The following is a 10,161-nucleotide window of genomic DNA, read 5'->3' as shown; positions in this document are numbered from 1 at the left end:
TCCAGCGTCAGATCGCGCCGGCCGAACAGGGGATGGCTGCGGCCGCAGTAAAAAGCATAGCGCTGGGTGATGAGACAGCGCCGCTCCAGCCTGGCATGCGGCAGGCGGCACAGGCCCAGCCCCAGGCTGGCGGTTTTTTGCAGCAGGCCGCTGATGATGTCGGCGCTGCGCATGACTTCCACTTCCAGCTCCACCCGTGGGTATTGCTGGTGAAAGTGCGCCAGATAGGCGTCGTAGTGCGCGGCCTCCAGCCCGGTGGCACACAGTATGCGCACCTTGCCCAGCATGTCCTGGCTGCGCTGTTGCAGCGCGCTGCCCAGCCGCGACACATGGCCGTAGATGTCGCTGGCGATGCGGTAGATTTCATCGCCGCTGGCGGTCAGGGCAAAGCGTGTCCCCTGCCGCAATATCAGTGTGCATTGCAACTGTTCTTCCAGCCGTTTCAGCGCCTGGCTTACCGCCGACTGCGTGATATGCAGGCGCGCCGCCGCCCGGCTGATGCTGCTTTCCTGTGCAATTACCAGATAAGTCCGCAGCAGATTCCAATCCAGCCTGTCGCTTAGCAACCGTGGTCCTGCTGTCATGTTGGCCTGGGTTGGCCCTGTTGTTTTCGCCATATTCGACCCGCCGGTTTGTTATTAATTTTACTTATTCAAAATTTCAGTTTTGATAATTTTACTAATGATAATGCCCATGCGATAAACCCTCAACGCGCCGCCAGAGCGCAGTCCGACGTGCATGACGCCCGCTCAAGAACACGCATCCACAAAGAGGAATCCACCATGACCCAAGCCTCCAGCCAGTCGCGCCGGGCTGCGGCGGCAGCCTTTATCGGCACCACCATCGAGTTTTACGATTTCTACATCTACGCCACCGCTGCCGCCCTGGTACTGGGGCAGGTGTTTTTCCCCAGCAGCGACCCCACGCTGAGCACGCTGGCGGCCTTTGCCACCTTTGCCGTCGGCTTTATCGCCCGCCCCATGGCCGGGGTGGTGTTCGGTCATCTGGGTGACCGGCTGGGACGCAAGAAAATGCTGCTGTTCACCATGGCGCTGATGGGCGTGGCCACCGCCGGCATCGGCCTGTTGCCCAGCCATGCCAGTGCCGGCATCTGGGCACCCATCGGCCTGGTGACCCTGCGCTTCATCCAGGGGATTTCGGTGGGGGGCGAGTGGGGCGGGGCCGTGCTGATGGCCAGCGAGCACGCTCCGGCCCGGCGCAAGACCTTTTATGCCTCGTTTGCCCAGCTGGGCAGCCCGGCCGGGCTGATCCTGTCGCTGATCGCCTTCCGGCTGGTCACCGCGCTGGATCAGGCCGACTTTCTCAGCTGGGGCTGGCGTCTGCCCTTTCTGGCCAGCGGCCTGCTGATGTGCGTGGGCCTGGCCATCCGCAGCGGCGTGGAGGAGTCGCCGGAATTCAAGGCGGTGCAGGCCGGGCAGGACACGGCCCGCTATCCGGTGCTGGAAGTGCTGCGCGATTGCTGGCGGGAAATCCTGTTTGCCGCCGCCGCGGTCACCATCGGCTCGGCCGGTTTCTTCTTCACCAACACCTTCATGATCACCTATGTGACCCAGTACCAGGGCATTGCCCGTTCCACCATTCTGGACACGCTGTTCCTGGTGACCATCCTGCAGTTCCTGTCGCAGCCCTGTTCCGCGCTGCTGGCCGAGCGGATGGGCGAGGGCCGTTTCCTCAAGATCGTCGCGCTGCTGTGCGTGCTGCTGCCCTATCCGATGTTCCTGCTGGTGGAAACCGGCGACATCCTGCTGATGACCCTGGGCATTGCCATGGCGGTGGTCACCCTGTCCGGCCTGTACGCGGTGATAGCCGGCTACATGGCGGAAGCCTTTCCGGTACGGCTGCGCTATTCCGGCATTTCGCTGGCTTACCAGCTGATCTGCGCCGTGGCCGGCGGCACCACGCCGCTGATCGGCACCTGGCTGGCCAGCGAGTTTGCCGGCCAATGGTGGCCGCTGGCGCTGTTTTTCTCGCTGCTGTCCCTGGTGTCGTATGTCGGCGTGTGCGGCTTGTCCCGCCTGCGGCGGCAGGGCACTTCCCCCGAACTGGTCTTTGTCCGTTAACTCCTGGAGAACCTCATGAATCAAGCGGCCCGATTTTCCCCTGAAGAATGGCAGGCACGCTGCGAGCTGGCAGCGCTGTACCGGCTGATCGCCCATTTCCGCATGACGGACATGATAGACACCCATATTTCGCTGCGCATACCCGGCCCGGAGCATCATTTCCTCATCAACCGCTACGGGGTGCTGTTCCAGCACATGCGCGCCTCCGACCTGGTACGCATCGACCAGCATGGCAATGTGCTGGGCGGCGACCAGCAGGTGCAGCGCGTCAACAAGGCAGGCTTTGTCATCCATTCTGCCGTGCACATGGCGCGGCCCGACCTGCACTGCGTGATACATACCCATACCGCGGCCGGCATGGCGGTGTCGGCGCAGGAGCATGGCCTGCTGCCGATCACCCAGCATGCGCTGAAGTTTTATGGCCGGCTGAGCTACCACGAATACGAGGGCATTGCCCTGTCGCTGGAAGAACGCGAACGGGTGGTGGCCGACCTGGGCCCGCGCAACAAGGCGCTGATCCTGCGCAACCACGGCCTGCTGGCCGGTGGCCGCTCGGTGGCCGAGGCCTTCCACGAAATCTATTTTCTGGAACGCGCCTGTCAGGCACAGGTGCAGGCCATGGCCGGCGGCGCGCAGCTGCACTACCCCAGCGCAGCGGTGCGCCAGCACACCGCCGACCAGTTTGCCCGTGACGACGAGGAGGAAATCATCGCCCTGGGCTGGCAGGCGGCGCTGTCGCTGATTGCCGATCAACAGGAAAGCTACGCCTCATGAACACGATTGTCCTGCTGAGCGATGATGCCGAGCTGATCGCGGAATTGCGCCAGGCTTTTGCCCAGGTGTCACCCGAACTGCGCGTGGTGGAAGCCCACGAGGCGGCTGCCGCCACCGCGGAAGTGGCCGCCTGCTGGTTTCCGCCAGCCGGCAGCTGGCAGTCCCTGCCGCGGCTGCGGCTGATCCATTCCATGTCCGCCGGCATCGAGCATATCGGCCAGGCCGACAGCCTGCCCGCCGTGCCGGTATGCCGGGTGGTGGACCCGGAACAGCGCCAGGGCATGGTGGAATTCATGCGCTGGGCGGTCATCCACTATCAGCGCCATTTCGACCTGGTGCTGGCCAACCAGCAGCAGGCGCGCTGGCAGCGCCCGCCGCAATGCCCGGCCCGTGACTACCGGGTGGGCGTGCTGGGGCTGGGCTCGATGGGCAGCGCCGTGGCACAGGACCTGGCCGGGGCCGGCTATGCGGTGCGCGGCTGGTCGCGCAGCCCCAAGACGCTGGCCGGGGTGGACTGCCACCACGGTGACCATGGCTTGCAGGATTGCCTGGCCGGGCTGGATCTGCTGATCAATCTGCTGCCGCTGACCGCCGCCACCACAGGGCTGCTGGACCGCCGGGCATTTGCCGCCCTGGCCCGCGGCGCGGTGCTGGTGAATGGCGGTCGTGGCCAGCATGTGGCAGAAGCCGACCTGCACGCGGCCCTGGCCAGCGGCCAGCTGCGCGCGGCCTTGCTGGATGTGTTCGAGCAGGAACCGCTGCCCGCCGCTCACCCGTGGTGGCATACGCCGGGCGTCACTGTCACCCCGCACATGGCCTCGGCCGCCTCGGCGCGCTGCATTGCCAGCCAGATCGCAGAAAACACGCGGCGGCTGGCCAGCGGCGCAGAGCTGCTGCATCGCGCCGACCCGGCGCTGGGCTACTGATGCCCGCCGCGCCAAGCAATATTGAGGAGAACAAGCATGCTGACCGTGAATGGTCCACGTTTATGGAATAGCCTGATGGACATGGCCAAGGTCGGTCCCACTGCCGCAGGCGGCAATTGCCGGCTGGCCTTGTCGGCCGAGGATTTCGCCGGCCGCGCCCTGTTTGCCGACTGGTGCCACCAGGCCGGCATGAGCCTGGATACCGATGCCATCGGCAATCTGTTTGCCCGCCGCGCCGGGCGCGACCGCCAGGCCAATCCGGTGGTGATGGGCAGCCATCTGGACACCCAGCCGGCCGGTGGCCGCTTTGACGGCATCTATGGCGTGCTGGCCGGGCTGGAGGTGGTGCGCAGCCTGAACGATGCCGGCATCGTTACCGACAAGCCGCTGGAAATTGCGGTATGGACCAATGAGGAAGGTGCGCGCTTCACCCCGGCCATGCTGGGTTCGGCGGCGTTTTGCGGGGTGCTGCCGCTGGCCACGGCCCTGGCGGTGGAGGACATGCAGGGTATCAGCGTGGCCACCGCGCTGGCCGGCCATGCCGGCAACCTGCCGCTGGGCCGGCCTTTTGATGCCTATTTCGAGGCCCATATCGAACAGGGGCCCATTCTGGAGCAGGCCGGCCTGCCCATCGGGGTGGTGACGGGCGGCCAGGCCATCTGCTGGCTGGATGTGCTGGTCACGGGCCGCCCGGCCCACGCCGGCACCACGCCCATGGCCTTGCGCCACGATGCGCTGTTTGCCGCCAGCGCCATGATAGGCCGGCTGGAGCAGCTGGCGGCTGCGTTCAGCCCCTACGGGCTGGTGACCGTGGGGCAGCTGCTCATTCCCGGCTCCTCGCGCAATACCATTCCCGGCCTGGTGCGCTTCACCATCGACCTGCGCCATCATCAGGACGCGCAGATCGCGGCCATGGAAGCACAGACCCGCAGCCTGCTGCAGCAACTGGCAGCAGAGCGTGGCCTGACAGTCGACATCCAGCGGCACTGGTTCAGTGCCGCCACGCCGTTCGACCGCGACTGCATCGGCGCGGTGCGCCAGGCGGTGACGGCGCTGGGCTATCCGCATCAGGACATTGTCAGCGGAGCCGGCCACGATGCCATCCATCTGGCACGGCATTGTCCCACCACCATGATCTTCATCCCCTGCGTGGAAGGCATCAGCCACAACGAGGCGGAAAACGCGCTGCCACAAGACGTCAGCATGGGGGCGGATGTGCTGCTGGGGGCGGTGCTGCTGCGCGCCGGCGGCCAGCCACCAGGCTGATGCCGGGCAGGGTTCAGTCGCTGGCCACCGCCATGTCATCCGTCGCCAGCTGCAGCTGGTTGCGCCCTTGCTGCTTGGCGCGATACAGCATGCGGTCGCAGCAGGCCAGCAGGTCGGTGGCATGGCGCAAGCCGGCCAGGCTGGACAAGGCCGCCCCCACGCTGATGGTGAGATACGGCTGGCCGTCCGGGCGGTACTCGTGTGCTAGCTGCAAGGCGGCCACTTGCTGCAGCAGGCGCTGGCCGATGCGCCGCAGCTCATCCTGACGGCCGCTTTGCAGCAGGATGGCAAACTCCTCGCCGCCATAGCGGAAGGCTCTGGCCTGCCCGCTGCGCAGGCTGCCCACCATGGCACTGGCCACCTCGGCCAGCACATGGTCGCCCGCCAGATGACCATAGTGGTCGTTATAGGGTTTGAAGTAATCGATATCGATCAGCAGCAGGGCAAAGGGCCGGCCATGCTGGCCCATCTGCTGCCAGAACTGCTCCAGCTGCAGGTCGAAGGCGCGGCGGTTGCCCACCTGGGTCAGCGCATCGGTGGAGGCCAGCATTTGCAGCCGCCGGTTGAGCGAGGACAGTTCGTTCTTGCTTCTGGCCTCGGCCTGCGCGGCATAAAAAGCCAGCCGCACGCTGCTGGTGGTGTTCCAGCTCATGAACAGGCAGAACAGCAGCACCGGCAGGTAGACCAGCGAAAACACCAGCAGCGGCTTGCTGTCATGTGGATTCATCAGCGCCACATTGCCCATGATCACCAGCGAAATGGCCAGCGAGCTGGCCACTGCGCCCTTGAACGACACCCGCACGCCCAGGTTGGCGAACACGATGAAAATCAGCGAGGCATAGAGAAAGGTGGGCACATCCGGCGAATGGCTGCGCTTGAGCAGCTCGAACCAGGCCACGGTGGCTATCAGGTCGTGCAGCGGCATCAGCAGGTCCATCAGCAGGATGTTGCGGCGGCGGCCGAACACCAGCCAGATATCCAGCATGGCCACCAGCAGCAGGATAGTGCGCAGCAGCAGCGATGTCTGCGCCATGTCGGGAATCAGCAGGGCATCGGCCAGCACATAGGAGAAAAAGGCCAGCGCGGCGATGATGTTGGTCAGCAGCAGGAAACCGCGATGGTGCTGCCAGATATAGCCTTCAAATTCCGGCCACAGTGCCTTGGGAATGTTGACCCGCCAGCGGCCTGGCAAGGCCAGTGGCTGGTCTGATGCGGTATTGAACACGGGACCTGGCTTCGGCATGCAGCTGCCATGAAGGGGGAGCGCCCAGTTTAGGCCAAGCGCCCTGACCCGTCCACCGCAATAGGCTGTCGTCATTATTCTCGTTCAACACCCCCTGCGGCAGCGGCTGCCGGCCTGGGCTTCAGTCCGGCCACAGCACATAGGATTTGCGCACGGTTTCCGTCACTTCCCACACACCCGCGCTATTGGCGGGAAAATACAGGGCATCGCCGGCGGCAATATCAATCGGGCTGCCGGCATCGGGAATGAAGCGGCAGCGACCCTGGATAAAGTGGCAAAACTCCGCCTGCATGATCTGGCGTCGCCAGCGCCCCGGGCTGCACTCCCAGACGCCGGTTTCCACGCCGTCCGGCCGTTCCACCGCATGGACGGCCACGGTGGAGACGGGCTCGCCCAGTGGCACCGCCACCGGGCTGGGGGCGGACAGCAACAGGTCGCCGCATTGCGGCAGCAGGGTAATCGACATGCGGTTTCTCCGGTGGCAGGCACAGCCTGCAAATGGTCTGGTGGTGGCGGGCGGCGGTGGCTAGCGCATCAGGCTTTCCATGCGGTCGGCCAGCCGCTGCGCCAGCCGGCGCTGCCAGGACGGGCTGGCGGGGTTATTCAGCGTCTGGTCTTCCCAGACAAAGCTCTTGATGATGGCGTTGTAGCCCAGCCAGCGCAGCGGCTCCGGCTCCCAGCGGCCCAGGCTGGCCACGGTTTTCACCCAGGGCTGGCGGGTCAGCAGCGTCTCCTTGCCCAGCAGCAGCTCGGCCAGCGTGCGCCCGGCCAGATTGCTGGCCCCCACCCCCTCGCCGCCATAACCGCCGGCCCAGGCCAGGCCATGGGCGGCATCGCACACCATATGCGGCTGAAAACGCCTTGCCGCGCCCAGATTGCCGCCCCAGCCATGGCTGATGCGCACTCCGGCCAGCATGGGGAACAGCTCCACCATCAACTGGCGGCGCAGGGCGATTTCGTCTGCTGTCAGGCTAAAGTCCTGGCGCAGCTTGCCACCAAAGCGGTAGCCCCCCCGCGCGCCAAACACCAGCCGGTTGTCGCGGCTGCGCTGGCCATAGCTGACCTGGCGGCTGTTTTCGCTGAAGGCTTCGCCATGGCGCAGGCCGATCTCCTCCCACAGCGCATCGGACAAGGGTTCGGTGGCGATGATCAGGCTTTGCACCGGCAGCTGGTATTGGCCAAACGGCGGCAGCGTGGCGGCATAGCCTTCCACTGCCGGCACCAGCCAGCGCGCCCGCACCCGGCCATGGGCGGTGCGCAACTCGCCGCTAGCCAGGGAGTCGACGCGGCTTTCTTCGTAAATGGTCACCCCCATGCGCTCCACACATTGCGCCAGGCCGCGCACCAGTCGCGCCGGCTGGATGGTGGCCACATGCGGTGAATACACCGCGCCATACGGGGTGGCCAGCCGCAGCCGCTCATTCAGCTGGGCCACATCCAGCCAGCGGTAATCGTCCGCGCCATGGCCGTGGGCGCGCCAGTCGGCCAGTTGCTGGCGCAGGCGGGCTTCCTGCTCCGGATAGCGCGCGGCGCAATACAGCACCCCGCCCTTGCGGTAGTGGCAGTCGATGCCTTCGCGGGCGATGACGCGGCCCACTTCGTCTGGAATGTCATGCAACAGGGCGCGGCTGAGGGCGCGCGCTGCCGGGTCCAGCCCGGCCAGCAGCCGGTCTTCGCCCAGCACCTCGCCTATCACCCAGCCGCCATTGCGGCCGGAGGCGCCAAAGCCGGCGATCCGGGCTTCCAGCACCACGATGTTCAGATCAGGCGCCTGCTGTTTCAGGTAATAGGCGGTCCACAGCCCGGTATAGCCGGCACCGACAATGGCCACATCGGCCTCGATATCGCCAGTCAGCGCCGGGCGCGGTGCCAGGCTGTCGCCCAGTTGTTCCATCCACAGGCTGATAGTGTGTGTTGCGCCCATAGGCCGGCCTCCATGCAAGAAGCATGCAGCTTAATCCGGCGGCGGCGGGCTGGTCGTCTGCGCGGACCCGCACGGAAAACGCCGCAACCAGGCGGCGGGGGTCAGCCCGGTATGGTCGCGAAAACAGCGGTAGAACACCGACAGCGAATTGAAGCCGGCGGCAAAGGCCAGTTCGTCCACACGCACATTGCCGCTGGTGGGCAGCTTATCCAGCACATGCTGCAGCCGCGCCTGATTGACGTAGCGGTAAAAGCTTTGCCCCAGCACCTGATTCAGCAGGTAGGACAGCTGGTTGCGGCTGTAGCCGGTGGCGGCGGCCACCGCGGCCAGAGTGCAGTCGGCCTGCAAATACGGCTGCTGCTGGCGGAAATAGCTGTGCAGGTCTTCCGCCATGCGCCCCAGCTGGCGCGCCGACAGGCCCAGCTTTTGCAGCGGGCTGGCCACGGCGGCCGCGGCGGACGTTGCCGCCGGGCCGCGTTGCAGGGTGGCATATTCGCGCACCTGCCAGATCAGGCCGTCGCGCACGGTAATGGCTTCGCTGCTCTGAAACGAAGCCTGGCCGCCACGCAGCACCAGCTGGTACTGGATGAAGGCGGTGTCACCATCGACGCGGATGCGGTCGCAGTGCTCCAGCCGCTCGGCCGCGCCCTGCGGCAGCGAGGCTTGCACATAGTCGCGCAGCTCGGCCAGATGAAACACGCGGTTTTGCAGGAAGTCGTGATAGGCGATGTCCGGGTGGTACAAGGCCAGAATGTCGTCCAGCCGGCGCTGTTGCCACGCCTGGTGATAGCGCAGCACCACCTGGTGGGTGGCGGGCAGAAAACCCTGGCAGTCCGGTGTCGGGGGCTGGTGCATGATGGCTGGCGGTAAAAACAGGGAAAATCAATGTAGTGCAAAGCGCGGTGGCGGGCCAGTGTTTTGCCCTGCCCTCCCTTTCACACCCCCAGCAGTTGCTGGCGCTGGCGGACAAACTGCTGGCATTGCTGCTGCAACCACTGGCAGAACAGCTGCACGCGGCGGTCCTCCGGCCGCAGGCTGCGCAGCACATAGCGCGCCGGTGCCGCCACCGTGGCGGGGTACACCTGTTGCAAGCGGCCTTGCTGCAGCAGTTCCAGCACCTGGGCGGCGCGTGCCATGGCCACGCCCTGGCCCTGACAGGCGGCGGCCAGCGACAGGCTGGCCAGATTGTATTCCCGCTCCTGCCACGCTCCGGGGGCAAAGCGGAATTCCGCTGCCGCACCTTGCTGCCAGCAGTCCCACTCGGCAAATGGCGGCGCGCCGTCCCAGGCCGCGCTGTCATGCAGGCGCGTCAGACTGTTTGCTGTCGCCAGTGCCGGCTGGGCCGCCAGCAAAGCCGGGCTGGCCACCGGCAGCAGCACTTCATCCAGCAAGGGAATACCGGGCAAATCGGCCATCTCGTCCGGGTCGTAGCGGATGCTGACATCCACCCCGGCTGCCAGCATGTCCTGCCGGTTCATGCGCTGGAATTCCGCGCGCAGGCGCACCGGGATGGCCGGGTATTGCTGCTGGAAGGCGCTCAGGCGCGGCATCAGCCAGTCCAGGGCAAAGGATGGCGCACAGCTGATGTGCAATACGCTGTCCTGCCGCGCCAGCTGTTGCAAGGTGCTGTCGATGTCTTGCAAGGCGGTGCTGACGCTGCGGTATAGCGCCTGCCCCTGGGCGGTGAGTTGCAGGCGGCGGTGCTGGCGCACAAACAGCGGGTAGCCCAGCCGCTGCTCCAGCTGGCGCATCTGCTGGCTGACCGCACTCTGGGTCAGGTGCAGCTGCTGGGCGGCAGCAGTAAAGCTGAGCAGACGGGCCGCCACGTCAAAGCAGCGCAGGCTGGCCAGAATGGAGGCATCCAGCATTTTGCATAAGTCCGGCTAATGGTTACAGCAGCAAGTATCGCTTTTTACGGTCAGGAATACAGCCCTAGAATGACAGGCA

10 protein-coding genes are annotated in these 10,161 nt (G+C 65.7%); 4 read left to right on the top strand and 6 right to left on the bottom strand.

The window, feature by feature from the left end:
- Positions 1-566: LysR family transcriptional regulator (locus tag JHD64_RS14005; RefSeq protein WP_199053592.1), on the bottom strand; the 566-nt coding region annotated here is incomplete at its 3' end.
- Between the two features lie 216 nt (positions 567-782).
- On the opposite strand from JHD64_RS14005, the gene JHD64_RS14000 reads away from it, so the two are divergent.
- Genes JHD64_RS14000 through JHD64_RS13985 form a run of 4 tightly spaced genes read left to right on the top strand, consistent with a single transcriptional unit; the run spans position 783 to position 5,047 of the window.
- On the top strand, positions 783-2,081 hold the full coding sequence (locus JHD64_RS14000) for an MFS transporter (RefSeq protein WP_059285836.1): 1,299 nt from the start codon (positions 783-785) through the stop codon (positions 2,079-2,081).
- A 15-nt stretch (positions 2,082-2,096) separates the two neighbouring features.
- A complete protein-coding gene (locus JHD64_RS13995) occupies positions 2,097-2,855 on the top strand; it encodes a class II aldolase/adducin family protein (RefSeq protein WP_059285835.1) in 759 nt (252 codons plus the stop codon).
- Positions 2,852-3,781 (top strand): glyoxylate/hydroxypyruvate reductase A, encoded by a 930-nt coding sequence (locus JHD64_RS13990; protein WP_110313085.1) that lies wholly within the window; start codon positions 2,852-2,854, stop codon positions 3,779-3,781. The genes JHD64_RS13995 and JHD64_RS13990 overlap by 4 nt, the downstream gene beginning before the upstream one ends.
- A gap of 36 nt (positions 3,782-3,817) precedes the next feature.
- Entirely contained in the window at positions 3,818-5,047 is a 1,230-nt protein-coding gene (locus JHD64_RS13985) for a Zn-dependent hydrolase (protein WP_110313086.1), read from the top strand.
- Positions 5,048-5,060: 13 nt separating this feature from the next.
- Here JHD64_RS13985 and JHD64_RS13980 read toward each other — a convergent pair whose 3' ends face one another.
- The 5 genes from JHD64_RS13980 to JHD64_RS13960 all read right to left on the bottom strand — a co-directional run bounded on the left by JHD64_RS13980 (position 5,061) and on the right by JHD64_RS13960 (position 10,082).
- The gene (locus tag JHD64_RS13980) at positions 5,061-6,290 is read right to left on the bottom strand and encodes a diguanylate cyclase (RefSeq protein ID WP_199053591.1); all 1,230 of its coding nucleotides are present in this window, start codon (positions 6,288-6,290) and stop codon (positions 5,061-5,063) included.
- Between the two features lie 121 nt (positions 6,291-6,411).
- Positions 6,412-6,756 (bottom strand): cupin domain-containing protein, encoded by a 345-nt coding sequence (locus tag JHD64_RS13975; RefSeq protein ID WP_059287526.1) that lies wholly within the window; start codon positions 6,754-6,756, stop codon positions 6,412-6,414.
- Positions 6,757-6,816: 60 nt separating this feature from the next.
- The gene (locus tag JHD64_RS13970; RefSeq protein ID WP_199053590.1) at positions 6,817-8,214 is read right to left on the bottom strand and encodes an FAD-binding oxidoreductase; all 1,398 of its coding nucleotides are present in this window, start codon (positions 8,212-8,214) and stop codon (positions 6,817-6,819) included.
- A 30-nt stretch (positions 8,215-8,244) separates the two neighbouring features.
- Positions 8,245-9,069 carry a nuclear transport factor 2 family protein gene (locus tag JHD64_RS13965; protein ID WP_199053588.1) on the bottom strand — a complete coding sequence of 275 codons (825 nt, stop codon included), beginning with the start codon at positions 9,067-9,069 and terminating at the stop codon, positions 8,245-8,247.
- 80 nt (positions 9,070-9,149) lie between these two features.
- Positions 9,150-10,082 (bottom strand): LysR family transcriptional regulator, encoded by a 933-nt coding sequence (locus tag JHD64_RS13960; protein ID WP_199053586.1) that lies wholly within the window; start codon positions 10,080-10,082, stop codon positions 9,150-9,152.
- Between the last annotated feature and the right edge of the window lie 79 nt (positions 10,083-10,161).

It is taken from the genome of Aquitalea sp. ASV15 (assembly GCF_016429115.1).
GTDB lineage: Bacteria > Pseudomonadota > Gammaproteobacteria > Burkholderiales > Chromobacteriaceae > Aquitalea > Aquitalea magnusonii.
The sequence above is the reverse complement of the archived record's forward strand: the minus strand, read 5'-3'. Positions and strand labels throughout refer to the sequence as shown.